Here is a 20,773-nt window from a genome sequence, read left to right as displayed (position 1 = left end):
ATTTATTATATTATTTTGATAAAAATACATGATGATATATCAAGACATATTTTATTTGAGATTTTAAAAAAGATAAATTATAGTTTTCAAATTACAAAATAAAATAATCATTTTTATACACTAAATTTTATGGATAAGTTCAAATCATACAAAAAGTAAATAAGCTTTTAATAGCTATAATATAGGATATATATCAACATAGGGCTTTGTAAAATTAGAGCATAAATATAAAAGTTTGAAAATTATAGTTTTCAATACAAAATAATTAATTTTATGTATTTTTACCTTTTATCATATAATTATACAAATATGATTAAGAATTATTTAATATATTTTATATAAGGAATTTAAATTTATTTTTTAAAGTTAAAATGAGCTAGAAAAGCTTTTTTTTACTAAGTTGATATAAAATACCTTTTTTAGTTAAAATTGATTAAAAACAAAAATTATAAGATTTTAGGAAAAGTTTTTATGAAATATCCTTTAGATTGTGAAGAAAATTTTGAAAAGTCTTTTTTATTTTGGCTTGCAAAATATGTCAAATTTAAACTCAACTCTCTTTCCAATAAAGAACTTAAAAATCCAAAAGCCCTAGCAGAGGTTAATTTTGCACTTACAAAGGGTGTTAAAAATATAGAAGAGCTTGATGCTTTGGCTAAAAAAGCAAGAAATGCGGGTTTAAATGGTGTTAATACTTATTTTAACCCCTTAAAAAAAGTTTTTGAATATCTTAATTTTTATAAATTACACTCCTTAAAGCAAATCGATGAAGAGCTTATGGTAGAAGTTTTAGCAAGTATTACTGGAGCTTTATCGGATGCGAGTAAAAAAAACTACCGCATTGCAGTGATTAATTTTTTTGATTTTTTAGATAAGCAAAATGAAGAGGATGAAAAGGCGCATATTTTTGATATCGTGCTTAAAAATTGGGGAGGCATTACAGGAAGCAAGGGAGCAAAACTGCCTGAATTTATGAACGAAGATGAGTTAAAAAAATTCCTTGAAGCCATAGAAAATTCAGATTTTAAAAACAATACCATACGCAACAAGCTCATTATAAAAATCATTATTTTTACAGGAATCCGCGTAAGCGAGGCTATCAATATCAAATTCAAGGATATTAGCGAAGAAAACGAACTTTACATTATAAGAATTCGTGCCAAAGGAAATAAATACCGCGTTGTGATGATAAAAAAAGAATTAATCGAGCATTTGTTAAAGGATGTAAGAGTTAATTATTTAAGCGAAGATGGCTTACTTTTTGTCAATCGCAATGGAAAAGCTTTAACACAAGCTTATGTAAGTCGTATTGTAGAGCAAATTTTATTTCGCGCAGGAATTCGCAAGCAAAAAAACGGTGCTCATATGCTTCGCCATACTTTTGCCACCCTACTCTATAAAAAACAAAAAGATTTGGTTTTGGTGCAAGAAGCTTTAGGTCATGCAAGTTTAAATACTTCAAGAATTTATACACATTTTGATAATGATAAATTAAAGCTTGCTGCACAAGTAGCAAAGGAATTAAGTGAGCGCTGAAACAAAATTTGCCATTTTTGGTAAGTATTTTTATTATGACTTAAAATTTGTTCTTAAAGCTTACAATAAAAAACAAAGTAAAAAATACTTTAAATTTGTGCAAAAACATAAAGATAAATATTATTTTTTAACTCTTGTGGATTATGAATTTTATAAATATTTACAAGATAAAAACTTCACTAGTAAAGAGGCTTATTTGAGCTTTTATGCTTATAAAAAAAGAAAAAAATTCACTGCGATGAGGGTTGATGAAGAAAATTTTATGCCTATTTTTAAAAATCATTTAGATTTTAAAAACTATGAAAAAAACTTTTTGCAAGTAAAATCCGCTATAGCAAAAGGACGAAGCTATCAGATCAATCTCACCCAAAGTTTTCATTTTGATAGCTTGCTTGATGGATTTTCTTTGTTTAATCTTTTATCCAAAAGACAAGATACTGAATTTAAAGCGTATATTAAAGATGAAGGACGCGAAATTCTTTCCTTTTCTCCTGAATTATTTTTTAAAACCCATAAAAGAAAAATAATCACCCAGCCTATGAAGGGTACAAGTGCGAGATCTAAGGATTTAAATCAAGATAAGAAAAACAAACTTTTTTTGCAAAAAGATGTTAAAAATTTAAGCGAAAATGTAATGATAGTTGATCTTTTAAGAAACGATCTTTCGAAACTTATCGTTAAAAATAGCATGAAAACAAAGCTTTTTAAAATTCAAAGCTACCCTACTTTGCATCAAATGACTTCCATTATAAAAGGCAAGCTTAAAAAAGATATTGATTATTTTCAAATTTTCAAAGCTTTATTTCCCTGCGGTTCGATCACAGGAGCTCCTAAACTTGAAACCATAAAACTTATAGAAGAACTTGAAGTAAGAAAGCGCGGAATTTATTGTGGTGCTATAGGTTGTATCCATAAAAATAAAAGCAAATTTAGTGTTGCTATACGCACGCTTGAGAAAAAACAAGATTATCAATACAGCGTGGGAAGTGGCTTAGTGTGGGATTCTAAGCTTGAGGAAGAATTTAAAGAATTGGAGTTAAAAACTCAATTTTTAATGCCTAAAAATTTTTATCTTTTTGAAACTATGTATTATACAAAGGGTAAAATTTTATTTTTTAAAGAACATTTGCAAAGAATCTTAAATTCTGCCTTAAAATTGAATTTTAACACAGAAAAACTCATTAAAGATTTTCAAGAGGTGTTAAGCTACAAATCCAATTTAAAAGAATTTAAAAATTTCAATATCCAGGCTTTAAATGAAAAACTTTTTCATAAAAATCATAGTTTTTTTTATCCAAGCACCATTAAAAGTCATCACAAACAGGCTATTTTTAAACTTATCTTGCAAAAAGATGGCAGTTATACTATCTTAGAAAATCATATCAAAACAAGTGATAATAATATCTTGCTTTTAAGTGATAAATCCTTAAATTCACAAAGTGATTCTTTATATCATAAAAGTTCTTTAAGGCAAATTTATGATGAAAAAGCTTTTTTATGGAAAGAAAATCAATGCTTTGATATAGCTTTTTTTAATGAAAAAAATGAATTATGCGAAGGTTCAAGAAGTAATATCATCATTAAAAAAGATAAAGTCTTTTACACCCCTACTCTGCAAAGTGGACTTTTAAATGGAATTTATAGGCAATTTTTGCTTGATTTAGGACTTATAAAAGAAAAAAAACTTTTTAAAGAGGATTTGTTAAATGCAGATGAGATTTATTGTATCAATTCGGCTAGAGGATTGCAAAAAGTGAGTGTAAAATGAAAAAAATTTTACTCATAGATAATTACGATTCTTTCAGCTATACTATAGTTTTTTATCTTAAAGAATTGGGTTATCAATGCAAAATTGTAAAAAATGATGAATTTAAAAAAGCCAAAGATTTAACTCGCTTTGACTTTTCTCATCTTATCATCTCCCCAGGTCCAAATTCTCCTGCTGAATCAAAATTAAGTTTAAAAGCGATTCAATACTTTAAAAAAGATAAAAAAATACTAGGAATTTGTTTAGGACATCAGTGTATAGGCGAGATTTTTGGCGGAAAAATCATTCCAATGCCCTACCCTATGCAAGGTAAAATTTCAAGATTGCATCTTAAGAAAAATGCTAAAAAAAGTCTGCTTTTTAAAGGTATTAAAAATAAAAGTAAAATTTGTTTGTATCATTCTTTACATATTAGCAAAATGCCAAAAAGTTGTGAAATTTTGGCTTTAAATGATGAAAATATCATCATGGCAATCAAGCATAAAAAATACGAGATTTATGGGGTGCAATTTCATCCTGAAGCAATTTTAAGCCAAAATGGCAAAAAATTACTTAAAAATTTTATGAAAATTTAACTTTTCTTAGCATTTAAAATCACGCTTAGGATAATCAAAGCAAAGGCAAAAAGATCTAAAAAGCTGTATCTTGTTCCTAAAAATAAAAAACTCATAAAAGCTGCTGCTACAGGCTCGATACATGCTATCATACTTGCTCTTAAAGCCCCTATATATTCAACCCCTTTAAGATATAAACAAAAAGCCCCTATAGTTCCTATAAATACTATACCTGCTTGGGCTAAATACAAATTAAGAGCAAAATCATAATGCACTAAACCTTCTTTAAATTCAAGTATCCCAAAAAGTATAAAAGAAGCGATTAAACTAGACCAACCCATAACAAAGAAAATTCCATATTTTGCAATGATTTTTCTTGCACCTAAAGAATAAAAAGCAACCCCAAAAGCTCCTAAAATAGCCCAAAAAATTCCCCATAAATTTAGGTTTAAATTGCTTATATCTCCACCACTTGCAAGTAAAAATAGAGCTAGAATTATAAAAATTAAAGCCATACTTTCAAAAAATTTAGGCATTTTTTTATCTTTTAAACATACATAAATCATGATAAGCAAAGGAGCACAGTATTGTATCATAGTAGCAGTACCCGCATCGGTATAAAAAATAGCTTTAAAATATCCATATTGAGTCATCAATAAACCAAAGAAAGCAAAAATCAAAAAGGATAAAAGCTCATCTTTTTTAAATTGAAATATTTTTATTTTCTTTAAGCTATATAAAATAAGCACTATACCTGTACAAAACAATCTATAAAAACTTACCCAATCTACCCCATAATTGTTTTTAAACAAATACTCAGCCAAAACTCCACTTATAGCCCAAAAAATTCCACCCAGCAAAACCAAAAAAACACCCATGATATCACCTTGAAAAATAAAATATTTATCATTACTTTTTAAATTTAAAATAATACAATAAAAATCATCAAACTCGGAAAAATTTAAGCTCCAAATAAATCACAAATTTCAAAACGAAAAGCCCAAGCAATAAACTTTTACAAAGTTTAAAAAGGTATAATTAAGCTTTGAAATTTAAAATAAGGTTTATCATAATGACTTATTTAGAAATACAAGGCTCCCAAAAACTTCAAGGTGAAGTTATAATAAGTGGTGCAAAAAATGCCGCTTTACCCCTAATCGCTTCTAGCATACTTGCAAAAAATGAAGTTAAAATAAATAATGTTCCTAATGTTGCAGACATTAAAACACTCATTTCTTTGCTTGAAAATTTAGGCGCAAAAACTGACTTTAAAGAAAATACAGCATATTTAGATACATCAACACTTGATAAAACTGTGGCCAAATATGATATCGTGCGTAAAATGCGCGCTTCTATCCTTACTTTAGGACCCTTGCTTGCTCGTTTTAATCATTGTGAAGTTTCATTACCAGGAGGATGTGCTATAGGACAAAGACCTATTGATTTACACCTAAGTGCTTTAGAAAAAATGGGTGCAAATATAGAAATAAAACAAGGTTATGTTGTAGCAAGTGGGAATTTAAAAGGAGCTCAAATTCTTTTTGATAAAATTACCGTTACAGGCAGCGAAAATATCATTATGGCAGCAGCTTTAGCTAAGGGAAAAACTAAGCTTGTAAATGTTGCCAAAGAGCCTGAAGTCGTGCAGCTTTGTGAAGTTTTAGCCAAGGCTGGGCTTGATATAAAAGGCATAGGCACAGATGAGCTTGAAATTTATGGCACGGATAAAGAACTTTTGGATTTTAAAGAATTTAGTGTGATTCCTGATAGGATTGAAGCGGGAACTTATTTGTGTGCAGGAGCTATTACAAATTCTAAAATCACACTTAAAAAAGTAAATGCCGAGCATTTAGGAGCGGTTTTAGCAAAACTCCATCAAATGGGTTTTGAAACTTTGATAGACAATGATAATATCACCTTATTTCCTGCAAAAGAAATCAAAGCTACTGAGATCATGACTAGTGAATATCCTGGTTTTCCAACCGATATGCAAGCACAATTTATGGCTTTAGCCTTGATGGCAAAGGGTACAAGCATCATCGATGAAAGACTTTTTGAAAATCGCTTTATGCATGTAAGCGAGCTTTTAAGAATGGGTGCGGATATTAAGTTAAACGGGCATATTGCTACTATAGTGGGTGGTAAAGAATTAAATGCTGCAGATGTTATGGCTACGGATTTGCGTGCTTCTTCGGCTTTGATTTTAGCAGCACTTGTGGCTAAGGGCACAAGTAGAATACATAGAATTTATCATCTTGATCGTGGTTATGAAAAATTAGAAGAAAAATTTAAAGCCTTAGGCGCTAAAATCACAAGGCTTGAAGAATGAAAAATATTTTTCAAACTTTAGCGCATTTGCAAGATCAAATTACAGCTCTTAATGAGTTTGAATTAATCAGTCTTGAAGAAGCTAAAGATAGGGTTTTGGCTAAAGATCTCTATGCTATAAAAAATTTACCTAGCTTTGATAATGCTGCGCTTGATGGCTATGCTTTTAATTATGCAGATGTAAATCAAGCTTTGGATATAAAAGGTACGATTTTAGCTGGAGATAAAAACACTTATGAGATCTATAAAAATGAGTGTTTTAAGATCATGACAGGTACAAAAATGCCCAAAAATGCCGATACCATTTTAATGATAGAAGATGAATGCATAGAAGAAGGCAAGCTTGTCATCAAAAAGCCACCTAAACAATACAACGCTTATCGTTATAAGGGCGAAGAATTAAAAAAAGATGAGCTTTTGCTAAAAAAAGGCACAAGGCTTAATGCTAGACATATCGCCCTGCTCTCCTCTCAAGGGCTTTATAAAATAGAAGTTGTAAGAAAAATTCGTATCGGAATTTTTTCAAGCGGAGATGAGTTAAAAGAACCTTGGCAAGATTGTGATGAGGAAAATATCTATAATGCTAATGCTTTGCCTTTGCTTGCTTTATTTAAAGATTGCGCTACAAGTTATCTTGGTATTATTAAAGATGATTTTAATGCAACTAAAAAAGCTTTAGAAAATGCTAATTTTGATCTTTTAATCACTTCAGGTGGTGCGAGTGTAGGAGAAGCTGATTTTATGGAAAAGGCTTTAAATGAATTAGGCTTTACTCCACTTTTTAAGGGTTTAAAAGCACGCCCTGCAAGACCAACTAAGCTTTATCAAAAAGATAAAACTTTAGTATTGATTTTACCAGGAAATCCTATGGCAGCTTATCTTTCTGCTTTTATCTTTGCTAGAAAAATCATCGCTTTACTTTACGGGAATTTAGAAAATCCTTTACAAATTCAAGCTTTTATGGGGAGTGATTTAAAAGTAAAAAGTGGAAGAAATAATCTTATCTTAGGGAATTTAGAAAAGGGTATTTTTTATCCTTTTAATGATAATAAATTTGGTTCAGGGATGATACTGCCTCTGATTCAAAGCGAATTTTTACTCATCAGTGAAGAAGAAAAAGTAGATTTTCAAAAAGATGAAAGAATCATGCTTTTTAAACTTTAATATATTAAGACGGTTATTTTAAAAAGTGGATTTATTTTAAAAGATATTTTAGATAAATGAAAAGAAAAATAAATTTGTGAAGTATGGAGCGGGAAACGAGATTCGAACTCGCGACCCCAACCTTGGCAAGGTTGTGCTCTACCCCTGAGCTATTCCCGCAATTTGAAGTCAAATTATAATAAATTTTAATAATTTTTGTCAATAAATTTCATATTTTATTGATAAAAATTTATAGATTTTCACTTTTTTCCAAAACTTCAAAATATTCGCTTTCTAATTTTTCTAATTCTTTTTGTGCTTGTTCTAGCTCTTCATAAAGAGTGTTTATGCCTATTTCTTGATATACGCTTGGGTTTGAAAGATCGCTATTGAGTTTAGAAATTTGTTTTTCAAGCATTTCGATTTTTTCGGGATGATTTTTTAAAATTTCATTTTCTTTATAGCTTAGTTTTTTCCTACTTTTTTCTTTTTGCATACGAGTTTGCTCTTGCAAATCAAGACTTGAAACATAATCATCAAATTCTTGCATTTCTTTTTCATTTTCAAGATATTCAGTATAAAGCGTATGCAAAATATTGATCTTAGCGCCGTTCTCAAAAGCATAAAGTTTGGTAGCAATTTTATCTACAAAATATCTATCATGAGATACTAGCAAAATGGCTCCTTCAAAGCTAAGCAAGTACTCTTCTAAAATATTAATAGTCGCTATATCAAGATCATTTGTAGGCTCATCTAGGATTAAAACATCATATTCTTCTGTAAAAAGTAAAGCCAAAGCAATGCGATTTTTTTCTCCACCACTTAAAACGGAAACGCTTTTATCTAAAAATTCTTTAGGAAATAAGAAATTTTTTAAATACCCATAAACATGCATATTTTTTCCGCGTACTTCAACCCTGTCGCCTCCATTAGGGCAGAAAATTTCAAGCAAGGTTTTATCTGAATTTACAAGACTTCTAGCTTGATCAAAATACCCTATTTTAATCTCTCCACGCTTGATCTCTCCACTATCTTGCTTTAATTCTCCTAAAAGTATTTTTAAAAAAGTAGACTTTCCACAACCATTTTTGCCTACTATAGCAATGCGTTCACCTTGTAAAATACGACTTGAAAAATCTGTAAAAAGAGCTTTTTCTCCTAAATTTTTACTTACATTTTTAAGCTCAAAAAGCATTTTTTTGCGATTAGGAATTTTTTCTCCTGTAAAATTTAAAGCTGCCCTTGAAATTTCAAGCTTTAAACGCTTGATGGCACCAGGATTTTTTTTAGCTTCTTCACGCATTTTAAAAATACGCTCCTTGCGCCCTTCATTTCTTTTAAGTCTTGCTTTAACACCTCTTCTAAGCCATTCTTCCTCGCTTTTTAAATGCTTTAAAAGTGTTTCATGGCTTTTAGCTAAACTTTCTAAAATTTGAGTTTTTTTCTCTAGGTAATTCGCATAACCACCCTTAAACACACTAAGTTTACCTTGATCAACTTCTACACATTTATGTGCAATTGCATCGATGAAATATCTATCATGCGAGATAAAAATCACACACATCTTTGAATTTTTTAACAAATCTTCTAAAAAGCTTGTCATATAAACATCAAGGTGGTTTGTAGGCTCATCAAGCAATAAAATATCAGGATTTTTAAGTAAAAGTATACAAAGACCTACTCTGCGAATTTCACCACCGCTTAAAGTGCAAACCAAACGATCAGAGTAATCTAATAGGCTGAATTCTTTTAAAACACGCGTGATTTTAGCTTCGATATTCCAAGCATCTTTGCTATCGATTAAAGCAATTAAATCATCCATCTGTTTTAAATACTCTTTGCTTGTAGGCTCTTTTTCGAGTTTGCTTTGCAATGCTTCATATTCTTTTAAAGTATTATAAATTTCTTCAAGTTCGATTTTTATAGCTTCTTTAACGCTTAAATTTGCGCTAAAATCAACGGTTTGCGAAAGCATGGCTATGCTTTTTCCATTTTGCCTTACCACTCTGCCACTATCTAGAGCTAGAGTGCCTAAAAGTGCTTTTAAAAGACTTGATTTTCCTTCTCCATTTTTTCCTATGATGGCTATTTTTTCGCCTTCATTAGCGCTAAAATTTGCCTCATTTAAAACAATTTTTTCCCCAAATTTTTTTGAAGCGTCGATTAAATCAATAAGTGCCATTTTTTTCCTTAATGAAGTTTAAAACTAAATTTAGAACCCTGCGATACAGTACTAGAAATTTCTAAATAGCTTTTATGTATGCTTAAAATTTTTTTTACCAAAAAAAGCCCAAGTCCAAAAGAATTATTGCTCTTAGTGTCAATTTTATAAAATTTTTTCGTAATAAATTTTAATTGATTCTCTTCTATACCCTTGCCAAAATCCAAAACACTAATCTTTTGATCTTGCGCAATCAAAATAACCTCTTTTTGGCTGTATTTTAGAGCATTAGAAAGTAAGTTAATAATCACTTGCTCGATTAAAAACTCATCCGCTTTTACTCTAGTGTTTTTTCCGCGTAAAATCACTCTTTCAAAACCTGGGTTTTTAACAATTTTTTCACACAAAGTAAAAAGATCAAATTCTTGCATTTGCAAGGCTTCGTGGTTGAGATTAAAAACAAAATTAAGCTTATGTGTTAAAGCATTCAACTTTAGGCTTTGGCGTGAAATTTTTTCTAGTAATTCGTTTTTGAGTTTTTCATCTTTTAAATTCTCATCCTTAAGCATTTCTAAGCTAAGATCAATCACACTTAAAGGATTTTTAAGCTCATGAGAGATAGCAGAAATAACACTTGCTAATTGAGTATTTTTAAGAGAAATCTTATCACTTTGTTTTTTGTTTTTTTGAGTATTTTTTAAGATTTTTTCCTTTGTTTTTAAAAGTTTTTTGTTTAGTAAATTTAGCTCTTTAAAAATACTCTTTTCTAAAATAATGGGTTTTGAATCGTTGATAAAATTTAAAAATTCTAAAATTTTTTTAAAACTTTTTGCTAGTTTTCTTCCCATAAAAAATACTAAAATAAAAACAAGCATAAAATAAATCCCAAAACTTATGCTGATTTTTAGCCAAAAATTTTGCAAATTTAAAAATCTTGGATAAACAATGATCATATATTTATAGTCTTTATAGGTAAATTTTTTTACAAGAACTCTTTTTGAATTTAAATCATAAATTTTGTTTTCTTCTAAATTTAAAAATAAATCAGCATTTAAAACCGAAGAAATCTCAAAATCATCTTTAAAAATAATAAAATCAGCCCTTGTATTTTGTGCAAATTCTTTGATATTGTTAGAATTTAAATCTTCTAAAAGAGAAAATTTTAAAACATCATCAAGGCTTTTGATTTTTTGTTCGTATTGTTTTAAGAGTAAAAAATTCAAATAAGAATTTGTAAGCGTATAAAATATCACACCAAAACACAAAATTAACAAAACAAAAAAAGCTATAAAAATATTTTTAGTTTTCAACATATCTTATAACCAACACCCCTAACGCTTATAATATGCTCTTTAAGCTTTGGAAATTTGTTTCTTAGTCTTGTTAATGCTATATTGATCGTCTTGTCACTTGTGGTATCATCTTTCCATACATTTTCACTTAAAAATTGTCGTGTTAATAAGGTATTAGGGTTTTCAAAAAAACATTTTAAAAGCTCATAATCCAAATTTGAAACATCTAATTTCTCATTCTTGTAGAAAAATTCATAATTGATCAAATCCAAAGAAAAATCTTTAAAAACTAGCTTTTCTTCTTCTCTTTTATGGCGTTTTAAAATAGCTTTAATACGAAGTAACAATTCATTAAAATCAAAAGGTTTGCACATATAATCATCGCAGCCACTTTCAAAACCTTCAAGTAAATCTTGATGCAAGGTTTTAGCGGTTAGAAAAATCACCGCTTCTTTATAACCTTGCTTTCTTAGCTCTTTAATCCTATCTAAAGAATCCCCGCTTGGAAGATTTCTATCAACTATCAAAAGATCGATTTGCTCACTATCTAGCAAATCTTCAACTCCTTTAAAATCTAACAAGGAAAAAATTTGATAATCGCAAGCCTTAAGTCTTAAACTAAGCAAATCATTTAAATCTATATCATCTTCTATGATAAGAATTTTAGATTTCGACATATTGTACAAATATACACGCCTCTAGTTGTCTTAATTCTTCTAAAACTTCTTTTTGCGCTTTTTCATCGATCAATACCACTGCTAAAGCATATCCAAAACCATCTCTACCCAATCTAAAATCAGCGATATTGATATTTTTAGATGCTAAAACAGAACTGATTTTAGCAATAACCCCTGGGATATCTTTATTTTTGAAAATAATCATTTTTCCTTTTGGTTTGAAATCAGTTTGGAAACCATTTAATCCAACTATGCGTTGTTCATTTTCGTTAAATACAGTCCCTGAAACATTGATATTTGAATTTTCTGTAATAATTTTAACACTAAGTTTGTTGTTATAACCGCTATTTGGAAGGGTTTCACAAGATAAATCTACACCTTTTTCTTTGGCAACAAATTCAGCATTAACATAATTTATTTTTTCACCTAAAATTCCACTTAAAGCTCCTACGGTAGCAAATGTAAGCATTGAAGTAGCATATTCGCCTATCACCCCTTCTGCTTCTAATTTAATACTTTTTATAGGATTTTTATCAATTTGAACTGCTAAAAATGCCATCTTAGAAACAAGCTCGATGTAAGGTGCTACAAAAGGTGGTAAATCCTCAGTTTTAATAGGTAAATTAAGAGCATTAGGATATGCCACACCTCTAGCCGCACTTAGGGCTTGTTCACAAGCTTCTCTTGCAATATTGTCTTGACTTTCTAGAGTATTAGCTCCAAGATGAGAAGTTACTGAAACATTTTCAAAATCTAAAAGAGGATGGTTAGTAGCAGGTTCTTTTTCAAAAACATCGATACCAAGCCAAGCTATTTTACCACTTTTTAAGCCTTCGCATAGAGCTTCTTCTGTATATAAGCCCCCGCGAGCACAATTAATAAGTCTTATACCATCTTTCATTTTTGCGATTTCATTAGCACCAATCATACCATCAGTTTCTTTAGTTTTTGGCGTATGGATGGTGATAAAATCGCTTTGAGTAAGAATTTCATCCAAACTTTTTGCTTGCTCCATATCTAAGTCTGTGATTTTAGAAGCTGAAATATATGGATCGTAGGCTAGAATTTTCATACCAAAAGCTTTGGCACGGATGGCTACACGCGAACCTATATTTCCAAAACCGATAACACCCAAGGTTTTACCCATGAGCTCTACGCCATACCACTTTTCTCTTTCCCATTTTCTTTCATTCTTTAAAAAATTATGTGCATTAACAAAACTTCTAGCAGAACTTAGAAGATGAGCCATAGTAAGCTCTACTGCAGCAATGGTATTAGCAGTTGGGACATTCATTACTATAACACCGCGTTTGGAACATTCAGGGATATCAACATTATCCACCCCTACTCCTGCGCGTATAAGAGCTTTGAGTTTTTTAGCATGATTTAAAAAATTGACATCTACATCAGTAGAACTTCTAGTAATAGCGACTTCTACATCTGCAAGCATATCCATTAACTCATTCTTTGGAACTTTAGCAGCTTCTATAAGCTCAATATCCTCGGCTTTTCTTAAAAGCTCTACACCCTTATCTAAAATTGCATCACAAACAATAATCTTTTTTTTCATAACCAAATCTCCTTCGCTTCTGTGTTAATTTTATATTTTTTAAGTTCTTTGATAATATCATCAATTAAATTTTTATTGCCCGTATCTAAAAAGATTTCAGGACTTTCGCCGGATTTTAATAAAAAATACTTCACGTTAAAAGAATTTAAAGTCTGTCTTAAACAAAACATGGAGTAAATATCATGCTTATTAACAACAAGTTGATAGTATTTGTTTTTTTCTTTAAGCTCACTAGTATCTGCATCAAAATGTAGGGTAAATTGCTCTACGGCTGGAGTAAAATCTTTACTAGGCCATTTGGCTAATTCTTCTCGCCAAGTGAGTTCTTGGGTTTGCCTTTCTTCAATCTGATGCGTATTTGTATCTTTAGCAAATTCGGGAATAAAGTTAGAATTTGCTTTAAATTTCCAAAGCAGTACAAAAACGACAATAAGCAAGATGAGTAATAAAATACTCAAAATGCTTATAGTTGCATATTTTTTCATCATTAAGCTAACTGATCTTTAATGATATCACCTAAAGTTACTTTATCGTCGCTATTGATTTCATTTAATACTTCTCGCTCTTTAATTCTAACCAAATTCTTAACACTTAGGCGAATTCTGTTTTTCTTTTCATCGATAAATGCAATTGCAGCTTCAATTTCATCACCAATTTTTAAATTCTCAAGAGTTGAAGCACTAATATCTTCTTTATGAATAAGCGCATCTACATTTTTATTGAGTTCTACAAATACTCCAAAATCTTTGATATCTCTAATTTTTCCTTTAACGATATCGCCTACTTTATGATTTTTAGCATATTCTTGAACAGGTGATTCGCTAAGTTCTTTAATGCTTAAAGAAATTTTTTGACCCTCTTTGTCAATTTTGATAATCTTAACTTTGATAATATCACCATTGTTAAATTTATCTTTACATTTTTCATTTCTGTCCCAAGATGCATCTTCATTATGCAAAAGACCCTCTACAGAACCAATTTTTACAAAAGCACCAAAAGAAGTCGTTGAAGCAACTTCTCCTTCTATCACATCACCAATTTTGTGATTTTTCATAAATTCGTCAAAAGGTTTAGAAAGTAAATTTCTTAAAGATACTCTTAAGCGTCTTTCATCTGAATTGATTTCAATAACTTCAACATCGATTTCTTGACCCTTGCTAATATAATCTTTTGGATTTTTTATATTTTTATCCCAAGAAATTTCGCTAATATGCAAAAATCCTTCTATATCGTTACCCAAATCAACAAAAGCACCATATGGCTCTATATTTGAAACAATAACCTTAATGGTATCACCCACTTCTAAGCTGTCTTTAATTTCTCCCCAAGGATCAGGTAAAGCCGCTTTGATAGAAAGGGATAAATGTTTGCGATCTTTGTCATATTTTACTACTTTGACAGGAACTTTATCTCCTTCTTTGTATAAAATACTAGGATTTACAGGTCCTTTATATGAAATTTCACTATAGTGAACAAGTCCATCAACACCACCCACATCAACAAACATACCATAAGTTGTAATTTTTTTTACAACACCTTCGATAAGCCCTTCTTGCTGAGCGATGTTATTAATAAGTTCTTTGCGTTTTTTTCTTTCATCATCTAAAGTTTTCTTTCTAGATACAATAATGCTTTGCTCTTCTTTATCAACTTTGATGATTTTAACCTTAAAAGTTTTACCTATAAGATTGTTATTTTCTTTGAAGCCGTATTGTGATTTTGGTAAGAAAAATTCTACATCATCATCATTTACAACAACAAGTCCGCCTTTATTCTTTCCTACTACTTTTACTTCAAAAATATACTCATCATCTTCTTTATAATTTTGAATAAAATCGATAACTTTTTCTTTTCTTAAAGCTTTTTTGTGAGAAAGTAAAGATCTACCACCACGAGAGCCTACAACAGTAACTTTAATGCTATCACCTACTTTAAATAACAAATTAGCATTTTCATCTTGAATTTCATTTAATGCTAAAATACCTTCTGATTTTCTGCCTATATCTACATAGACTTCATCATTTTTAATCTCTACGATTACACCTTCAGTTATAGTTTCTTCTCTTGACTTGTCAAAAGCTTCTAAAAGCTGCCCAAAGTCTTCATCTTCAAGATAGTCCTCTAAACTGTTTTGAACTTTTTTGTTCACCTCGCTCATCATGGTCCTTTTGAAAAAAATTAAAATTTGACTGATTTTACCTTATTTTTCTTTAATTAGTGTTAAGAATTTTAATTTTTATTAATTTTTTTAAATTGTAGTTTTATTTACTTTTTGAAAAAATAAAATATCACAATTTTAGCACTTAAACGATTCTATTTTGGCTATAACTTTTTTAATAATCCAATCAGGCGTACTAGCTCCAGCGCTAATTCCGCAATGTGTTTTATTTAAAAACCATTCTTTTTGCAATTCTTCTTCGGTTTCGATCAAATAGCTATCTTCGCAGTTTGCCTTAGCTATTAAAAAAAGTTGTTTGGTATTGGCTGAATTTTTACCTCCGACAACTACCATTACATCACTTTTGACAGAAAGTTCTTTAATAGCATCTTGATTTTTAAAAGTTGCGTCACAAATTGTATTAAAAACTCTTACTTCTTTAACCCTAAGAATTAAAAAATTAACTATTTCCATAAAATGTTCAGGTTTTTTAGTCGTTTGACTTACAACTGCTATTTTATTAGGTAATTTAATATTTTCAAGATCTTTTTTATCTAAAACTACATAAGCTTTTGTGGCTACATAGCTTCTTACACCCTTAACTTCAGGATGATTTTCATCGCCAAAAATTACCACATCATAGCCTTCTGCACTCATTTGTTCACAAATTTGCTGTGGTTTGGTTACAAAAGGACAAGTTGCATCAAAAATTTCAATATCTTTCTTTTTAAGCTCTTCTAAATCTTGCTTAGTAATTCCATGTGTTCTTATAATGGCTTTTTTTTCATCACTTAAAGCTCTTATGTTCTCTAAGGTTTTAACATTGAAATTCTTTTGCAAGCGAGCAATTTCTTCATTATTATGGATAAGCGGCCCTATGGTTGCCGCATCTTTAATTTGTTCAGCTTTTTTAATTGCTCTTTTTACACCAAAACAAAAGCCATAATTTTTAGCCAATTCAATAATCAATCCTAGCTCCTATTTTTGTAAGAATATCTATAAAGTTAGGAAAAGAAGTTTTAATACACTCACTTTCATCAATCTCCATTCCGCAAAGTAAGCCTAAAATCGCAAAACTCATGGCAATACGGTGATCCCCATAGCTTTTTATTTTAGCTTTTTTGATTTGAGAGCCTTCGATTTCAAAACCATCTTCAAGTTCTTTAGCATTTACTCCACAAAGTTTTAAATTTTCAACCGTTGCAGCGATTCTATCACTTTCTTTTACGCGAAGTTCTTTAGCATTGATGAGTTTAGATTTGCCCTTGGCTAGAGCAAAGGCTATAGCTAAAGCAGGTGCTTCATCTATAAGCCAAGCTATATTTTCTTTAACTTCTACCGCTTTTAACTCACTTGAGCTTGCATGAATTTCGCCTATGGTTTCAAAATCATTTTGTGTAATTTTTATTTCAAGTTTTGCACCCATTTTTTGCAAAATTTTATAAGCCTCAATACGTGTAGGATTGAGTAAAATATTTTTTAAAACTACTTTAGAATTAGGTAAAATAATCGCAGCTAAAGCAAAATAAAAAGCCGAAGAAGGATCGTTAGGTATAAGAATATCTTGAGCTTTTAAAGCTTGATTTAAAGGAGAAATTTCAAGGCTTAAATTGTCATCACTGATTTTTAAAGGTGCATTCATAGCTTTTAGCATGTTTTCACTATGATTTCTACTTAAAGATATCTCGCTAAATTTGGAAGTTTTATCCGCTCTAAAAGCAGATAAAATCATAGCTGTTTTAACTTGAGCTGAAGAAATTTCACTTTTATAATCAAAAGCTTTTAGTTTTTGTCCCTCTATACAAAGTGGAGCTAAATTTGCTTGTTCTCTGCCGTAAATTTTTGCACCAATTTCACTTAAAGGTTTACAAATTCTTTTCATGGGGCGATTGTTAAGATATTTATCGCCACTTAAAACAAAAAAGCCTGAAACACCCGCTAAAAATCCTATTATCAAGCGCATTGCAGTGCCTGAATTTCCGCATTCTAAAACACAATTAGGAGAAAGTATCTCACTAGGCGGCATAATACTTACACTAGAACCTTCTCGCTTTACTTTAGCTCCTAAATTTTCTATTATTTTCAGAGTATTTAAAGTATCTTCAGCTAAAAGATAATTTTTAGCCCTATTTTCACTTTGGGTTAAAAGTGAAAAAATAGCAAAACGATGAGATATGCTTTTATCTGCTGCTATATCAGAAATTTCAGTATTAAAAGATTCTAAGGCATTTATTTTCATCTTAATTCAAGCCCCATTTCTTTAAAGCTTTGTAAAATTTTATCCATATGTTCTGCAACTTGAGCCTCTTCTAAGGTTTTATTCATATCTCTAAAAACAAATTTAAGAGTTAAACTATAAGAATTTTCAAGACTTGCGTCGCTATATAAATCAATCAAGCGGAAATTTTCAAGATTTTCCAAATCTAATTCTTCTATGCAATTTTTAATTTTTTCATATTCAAAACCCTTAGGTATAAGTATGCTAAGATCTCTGCTAATGCTTGGGAATTTAGAATAAGGTTTAGCCAATTTAAAATGATGTTTAATCAAATTTAAATCAAGTTCGCAAACATATGTTTTTAGCAAATCTCTTTCGTTTTCTATTTTTAAATGCAAGCGACCTGCAAAACCTATTTTTAAATCTTTTAAGTAAATATCAGCTTGCTCGTAAGGACTTAAAATATCATGCTTTGAAGCTTTTAATTTAAAATCTCCTATGATATTTTTAAGATCTAAAAGAAAATCATAAAAATTTACCAATTCAGGCTTTGCTTTATTCGAAATTTTAGGCTCTTCCTGATAGCCTGAATGTACAAAAGCTATATGATTGAGTTCTTCATTATTAGTTCCAAAAACTACTCCAAGTTCAAAAAGCTTAATAATCTTTTTAGAATTTTTCGCATTTAAACTTGCTGCGTTTAAAAGATGGTTTAAAAGCGTTGTTCTTAGAGTGTTTAACTCTGCAGTAATTGGATTGATAAGTTTTAATTTTATAGGATTAAAACCAAGAGATTTTAGCTCCTCTTCATTATCTAAAACATAATGCAAACTTTCAAAATATCCGTTAGCTACCGCTTTTTTTCTAAGTTCTACTAGCTCTTTATAATTTTTATAAGTGGAATTTAAACGATTTTTTTCTACAAATTCCAAACCTTTTGAAGCGATATTATCAATACCTATAATACGCACTACTTCTTCACAAATATCAGCTAGATTTTTTATATCAGGGCGATGCATAGGGGCTTTAACATTAACAAGTCCATCAGCGGAAATTATAAGTTCAAAACCTAGTTTTTTAAGAATTTTTAAAACTTCATCCTTATCGATTTCTTGACCTATAGTCTTATTAATGCTTTCAATACTGATTGCTATGTTAGACAATTCCTTATTTGTTATAATTTGTTGTGAGGAGCTATAAATAATCAAATTTGGATTTTTTTCTAAAACGCTCAATAAAAAATCCATACCTAAATTCAATTTAGGCTCACTTCCTCTAAAACTTCTATAAATAGTTTGCTCATCTTGCTTTTTATAAGCCATTTTTGCATCTGCAATAATCATTGGATCAGTATAATTTGCCTCGATGATGATTATCTTAGAATCTTCTTTGCATTTAAATTTTTCTTCTTGGTAAATTCCGCTTACACTAAGAAGTTCATCTTGGTAAGAAATTTTAGTCTCACCCCGTGTTTCTTTGACTAAGCTAAAAGTAAATTCTTCATTTTCCTTATAAAAAGAATTGAGATCATAAGCATTAAAGAGTACACCTGTAGAGTGTGTTGCGTAATTTAATAAATTTTCTATAGGGTTTTTTCCAAAATTTTCTATTTGTGCCAATCTTAAACTAATGAGTAGATTGGTTTGAATTTTTTCTTTTAATTCTATAGCTCTGTAATTATAAAGACTGTTTAATTCTTTTTCAGCACTCAAGCGTAAAATACGACCTATGCCTAAAACATTTTCCCCTTCTTTAAAAGGTGGTTTTTCTTTTAAGTTTAAATTCAAAGCCACTGCTAAATCGCGTGCTATACCATAAATACTAAGACAATCTCCCCTATTTGGAGTTAATTCAACTTCGATCAAACCATCATTAAAAATTTCATAGGAATTTAAAGCTTTTCCAAGCTCTAATTTGCCTATACTATCGTCTAAAAGCATAATGCCATCATTGATTTTTTCAAAGCCTAATTCTGTGCTAGAACAAAGCATACCGCAAGAATCTACTCCTCGTAATTTAGCCTCTTTGATCTCCATACCATTTGGCATTAAAGCACCTTTTAAGGCCACTGCGACAAATTGCCCTTGTGCGACATTTTGGGCTCCGCAAACTATTTGCAAGATTTCATTTCCAACATCAACTTGACAAATGTTTAATTTGTCAGAATTTTCATGCTTTACTTTTTCTTTGACAAAACCCACTACGATTTTATCCGGCACTTTTAAGGTGCAAATTTTATCTACTTCTATACCTATAGAATTTAATGTATGAGCTATATCATCTAAACTTTTATCTTCAAAATCTAACCAATCACTTAACCAACTTTTAGTAATTATCATCTAAATTGCTCCAATAGTCTTAAATCACCTTCAAATAAAGATCTTAGATCAGGAATTTGATGTAAAAGCATTGCAAAGCGTTCTACACCAAGACCAAAAGCATAGCCACTTACATCTTTATAACCTACAAAATTAAATACATTAGGATCTACAACCCCGCATCCTAAAACCTCAAGCCAACCCGTTTGCTTACAAACCCTACATCCACAACCCTTGCAAAATACACACGAAATATCAACTTCTGCTGATGGTTCTGTAAATGGGAAAAAACTAGGACGAAAACGCACTTTTACATCTCCAAACATATAACGCAAAAAGTCCTCTAAAATACTTTTTAAATTTACAAAACTTACTCTTTGCCCTTCTTCTACTACAAGCCCTTCTACTTGATGAAACATAGGAGTATGGGTGATATCAAAATCTCTTCTAAAAACTGCTCCTGGAGCTATCATTCTAATGGGTGGTTTTTGTGCAAGCATGGTTCGAATCTGCACAGGAGAAGTTTGAGTTCTTAAAAGTCTTTTATCGTCAAAATAAAAAGTATCTTGCATATCTCTTGCCGGATGAGATTTTGGTAAATTTAAAGCTTCAAAATTATGAAAATCATCTTCTATTAAAGGACCTTTTTCTATGCTAAAATTTAAATTTACAAAATACTCTATAATTCTATCCATAGTACTCATAACAGGATGTAAAGCACCATTTGTAGGACTTTCATCAAAATAGTTAAAATCAAGAGCATCTTGCTTCATTTTTTCTTCTAAAGCAAGATTTTCCAAAATTTTAAATTTTGATAAATAAGCCTCATTAAAAGCATCTTTTTGAGAATTTAATTTAGCTGCAAATTCTTTCTTTTCTTCACCCGCTAAATCTTTTAGTTTTGCAAAACTCTCTGTTAAGATACCTTTTTTTCCAAGGACAGCAACTCGAAGAGCCTCTAAGTCATTTAAATTTTTACATTCTTGAATTTGTTCGATAAAATTTTGCAATTTTCTACCTTAATAAGTTATTTTTAGTTTTAATTTTATT

The 20,773-nt window shown here is 30.1% G+C and carries 16 protein-coding genes and 1 tRNA gene; 5 read left to right on the top strand and 12 right to left on the bottom strand.

All coding sequences use genetic code 11. From position 1 onward, the window contains the following. Positions 1 to 471: 471 nt before the first annotated feature. Genes BGS43_RS08060 through BGS43_RS08050 form a run of 3 tightly spaced genes read left to right on the top strand, consistent with a single transcriptional unit; the run spans position 472 to position 3,879 of the window. Entirely contained in the window at positions 472 to 1,536 is a 1,065-nt protein-coding gene (locus BGS43_RS08060; RefSeq protein WP_002826501.1) for a tyrosine-type recombinase/integrase, read from the top strand. Next, on the top strand, positions 1,526 to 3,304 hold the full coding sequence (locus tag BGS43_RS08055) for a bifunctional anthranilate synthase component I family protein/aminotransferase class IV (protein WP_025398947.1): 1,779 nt from the start codon (positions 1,526 to 1,528) through the stop codon (positions 3,302 to 3,304). Before BGS43_RS08060 ends, BGS43_RS08055 begins: the two co-directional genes overlap by 11 nt. Next, positions 3,301 to 3,879, top strand: a complete 579-nt coding sequence (locus BGS43_RS08050) for an anthranilate synthase component II (RefSeq protein WP_025398948.1) — start codon at positions 3,301 to 3,303, stop codon at positions 3,877 to 3,879. The genes BGS43_RS08055 and BGS43_RS08050 overlap by 4 nt, the downstream gene beginning before the upstream one ends. On the opposite strand, the gene BGS43_RS08045 is transcribed toward BGS43_RS08050, so the two are convergent. Beyond that, positions 3,876 to 4,736, bottom strand: a complete 861-nt coding sequence (locus BGS43_RS08045) for a DMT family transporter (RefSeq protein WP_096569380.1) — start codon at positions 4,734 to 4,736, stop codon at positions 3,876 to 3,878. The two genes, BGS43_RS08050 and BGS43_RS08045, sit on opposite strands and share 4 nt — an antisense overlap. A 194-nt stretch (positions 4,737 to 4,930) precedes the next feature. Here BGS43_RS08045 and murA point away from each other — a divergent pair, with 194 nt between their 5' ends. Together murA and BGS43_RS08035 are read left to right on the top strand one after the other, a co-directional pair. Continuing rightward, positions 4,931 to 6,187 carry a UDP-N-acetylglucosamine 1-carboxyvinyltransferase gene (gene murA, locus BGS43_RS08040; RefSeq protein ID WP_002789947.1) on the top strand — a complete coding sequence of 419 codons (1,257 nt, stop codon included), beginning with the start codon at positions 4,931 to 4,933 and terminating at the stop codon, positions 6,185 to 6,187. Then, positions 6,184 to 7,350 (top strand): molybdopterin molybdotransferase MoeA, encoded by a 1,167-nt coding sequence (locus BGS43_RS08035; RefSeq protein ID WP_052776262.1) that lies wholly within the window; start codon positions 6,184 to 6,186, stop codon positions 7,348 to 7,350. The genes murA and BGS43_RS08035 overlap by 4 nt, the downstream gene beginning before the upstream one ends. 84 nt (positions 7,351 to 7,434) lie before the next feature. Here BGS43_RS08035 and BGS43_RS08030 read toward each other — a convergent pair. From BGS43_RS08030 to pheS, 11 genes are all read right to left on the bottom strand, one after another. Next, positions 7,435 to 7,509, bottom strand: a tRNA-Gly gene (locus tag BGS43_RS08030). A gap of 70 nt (positions 7,510 to 7,579) precedes the next feature. Continuing rightward, the gene (gene abc-f, locus BGS43_RS08025) at positions 7,580 to 9,511 is read right to left on the bottom strand and encodes a ribosomal protection-like ABC-F family protein (protein ID WP_025398950.1); all 1,932 of its coding nucleotides are present in this window, start codon (positions 9,509 to 9,511) and stop codon (positions 7,580 to 7,582) included. An 8-nt stretch (positions 9,512 to 9,519) separates the two neighbouring features. Further along, positions 9,520 to 10,803, bottom strand: coding sequence for a sensor histidine kinase (locus BGS43_RS08020; RefSeq protein ID WP_096569377.1), 1,284 nt, complete (start codon positions 10,801 to 10,803; stop codon positions 9,520 to 9,522). Beyond that, the gene (locus BGS43_RS08015; RefSeq protein ID WP_025398952.1) at positions 10,797 to 11,459 is read right to left on the bottom strand and encodes a response regulator transcription factor; all 663 of its coding nucleotides are present in this window, start codon (positions 11,457 to 11,459) and stop codon (positions 10,797 to 10,799) included. The genes BGS43_RS08020 and BGS43_RS08015 overlap by 7 nt, the downstream gene beginning before the upstream one ends. Next, positions 11,446 to 13,029: a phosphoglycerate dehydrogenase gene (gene serA, locus BGS43_RS08010; protein WP_057032406.1), complete on the bottom strand. Its 1,584-nt coding sequence runs from the start codon at positions 13,027 to 13,029 to the stop codon at positions 11,446 to 11,448. The genes BGS43_RS08015 and serA overlap by 14 nt, the downstream gene beginning before the upstream one ends. After that, entirely contained in the window at positions 13,026 to 13,514 is a 489-nt protein-coding gene (locus BGS43_RS08005; RefSeq protein ID WP_002776976.1) for a hypothetical protein, read from the bottom strand. The genes serA and BGS43_RS08005 overlap by 4 nt, the downstream gene beginning before the upstream one ends. A gap of 2 nt (positions 13,515 to 13,516) precedes the next feature. Further along, positions 13,517 to 15,187, bottom strand: a complete 1,671-nt coding sequence (locus BGS43_RS08000; RefSeq protein ID WP_025398954.1) for a 30S ribosomal protein S1 — start codon at positions 15,185 to 15,187, stop codon at positions 13,517 to 13,519. Positions 15,188 to 15,325: 138 nt separating this feature from the next. Continuing rightward, positions 15,326 to 16,156 carry a 4-hydroxy-3-methylbut-2-enyl diphosphate reductase gene (locus BGS43_RS07995; protein ID WP_002781744.1) on the bottom strand — a complete coding sequence of 277 codons (831 nt, stop codon included), beginning with the start codon at positions 16,154 to 16,156 and terminating at the stop codon, positions 15,326 to 15,328. Next, the gene (gene aroA / locus BGS43_RS07990; RefSeq protein WP_002826167.1) at positions 16,146 to 17,426 is read right to left on the bottom strand and encodes a 3-phosphoshikimate 1-carboxyvinyltransferase; all 1,281 of its coding nucleotides are present in this window, start codon (positions 17,424 to 17,426) and stop codon (positions 16,146 to 16,148) included. The genes BGS43_RS07995 and aroA overlap by 11 nt, the downstream gene beginning before the upstream one ends. Then, a complete protein-coding gene (pheT, locus tag BGS43_RS07985) occupies positions 17,423 to 19,744 on the bottom strand; it encodes a phenylalanine--tRNA ligase subunit beta (protein WP_096569374.1) in 2,322 nt (773 codons plus the stop codon). The genes aroA and pheT overlap by 4 nt, the downstream gene beginning before the upstream one ends. Then, entirely contained in the window at positions 19,741 to 20,733 is a 993-nt protein-coding gene (pheS, locus tag BGS43_RS07980; protein WP_096569370.1) for a phenylalanine--tRNA ligase subunit alpha, read from the bottom strand. Before pheS ends, pheT begins: the two co-directional genes overlap by 4 nt. Positions 20,734 to 20,773: the final 40 nt, after the last annotated feature.

This window comes from Campylobacter sp. 110 (assembly GCF_002383965.1).
Classification (GTDB): domain Bacteria; phylum Campylobacterota; class Campylobacteria; order Campylobacterales; family Campylobacteraceae; genus Campylobacter_D; species Campylobacter_D coli.
This window is presented reverse-complemented; position numbering and strand designations above follow the sequence as displayed.